We start from the raw sequence: 1,531 nt of genomic DNA on the forward strand, positions 1-1,531 counted from the left end.
ACCTTGGACAGGTCGACGACCGTCACGCCATAGGAGGCGAGATCGGCGGCATCCTTGTAGTCGCCGACGCGCGGCCGGGATCCGGCGATCAGGCCGGAGAGCCGCAGCGCGCGGTCGTCGTCCGACAACAGCAGGATGAACGGCTTGTCGGGCTTGCCATAGCGCCGCATCTGGCTCTTGAACACGTCGACATCGATGTCGGGCGAGGCCAGCACCACGTCGCCGAGCTTGCCGCCGAGATCGCGGTCGCCGGTGATGGCCATCTGCCGCAGCGTTTCCATGGTGACCCAGGTCCCGAGCGAATGCGCGACGATGTCGATGCGCCGCGCGCCGGACTGCTCCAGCATCCTGAGCGTCACCTCCAATTGGTCGCGGGCGGCGCTGGCGCTTTCCTTGTCATAAACGTAGTCGGTGGTCCTTGCGCCCGATGCCCAGGAAAACAGCACTGGTGTGCCGGGATAGCCGGAATCGTGGACGATCTGGGTGAGGCGATAGACGGCGGCATCGAAGCCGGTGTTGTAGCCATGCACGAAGACCATGACGCGACCGCCACGCGCCGCGATGTCGGCGTTGAGCGCGCTGGAGAATTTCGGCTGCGTGTCGTAGCCGACGACCTCGGAAGCCATGAAATATTTGGCCGGGTCGTCCGACTTGCCGCGCGAGCGGCGCTCGATCTGGCCGGTCTTGTGAAGCCCCGGAACGGTGACGTTGACGCGGGCATAGTTCAGCGTCGCCGAGCGTTCGCCGTCGAAAACCTTGTTGGGATCGTCGGATTTCTTGCGCGTCGTGGCGATGAAGATCGAGTGATTGCCGGCGATCTCCGTCACCGGCGCGGACACCATGGCGCTGCCCAGCAATTCCTGTGTTTGCTGGCCGGCGCAGCCGGCGACGAACAAGGCCAGGAGAACGGCAAAAATCTTCTTCAAAGGCACGCCTGAATTTCCAACTCCGGCCGAAAGGCCTGTCTATTCTCACGATACCTCCCGGACAGGCAGAGTGCGGCAGAACTAAGTCATGTCCAGTCGAAATGTGATCGGCGCCCCGCTGCGGCCATCGCAGTGTTGCGCGAAAGCCAAAATGGCGGGAAACGGCTGCGTGATGCGTGCAATGAGCGGCGCCGTCGCCGGCTTTCCAATTCCCGCAGAGATAGCGAGTTCAAGCCGCCCGATACGAAGGGGCATTAGAATGCACCCACAAGTAGCTGAAAATATTCCGCAAAATTTCCGCTCGGAACGACGCACATGATGGACGATGGCGCCACGTAGCCGGATATGCAATAGGCTGGCTCGCGCCGCACCTTGTCCCGGCGCTCAACAACCGAACGTGCGCGACCCGATCAATGATAGAGGTCCGCGGACAGCGTGCAACGCAAGGTGGCTTTCCCAAGGGTGGTTTCCGATGAACAGTTTCTCTTCCCGCGTTGCTGCCGCTGCCGCCGCGATCCGCCAGATCTTCCCTGAAACGCCGCTGCAGGAAAACGATTATCTGTCGAAAAAGACCGGTGCGCGGGTGCTGTTGAAGCGCGAGGATC

1 protein-coding gene and 1 pseudogene are annotated in these 1,531 nt (G+C 62.1%); one reads left to right on the forward strand and one right to left on the reverse strand.

Annotated elements, in window-relative coordinates; genetic code table 11:
- Window positions 1-932, reverse strand: a 932-nt coding sequence (locus EN750_RS33720; protein WP_127399227.1) for an alpha/beta hydrolase, incomplete at its 3' end; no start/stop codon positions are given.
- A 466-nt stretch (window positions 933-1,398) separates the two neighbouring features.
- On the opposite strand from EN750_RS33720, the pseudogene EN750_RS41155 reads away from it, so the two are divergent.
- A pseudogene (locus tag EN750_RS41155) lies at window positions 1,399-1,531 on the forward strand (threonine dehydratase); the annotation flags it as partial.

This window comes from Mesorhizobium sp. M7A.F.Ca.ET.027.03.2.1 (assembly GCF_003999175.1).
Lineage (GTDB): Bacteria > Pseudomonadota > Alphaproteobacteria > Rhizobiales > Rhizobiaceae > Mesorhizobium.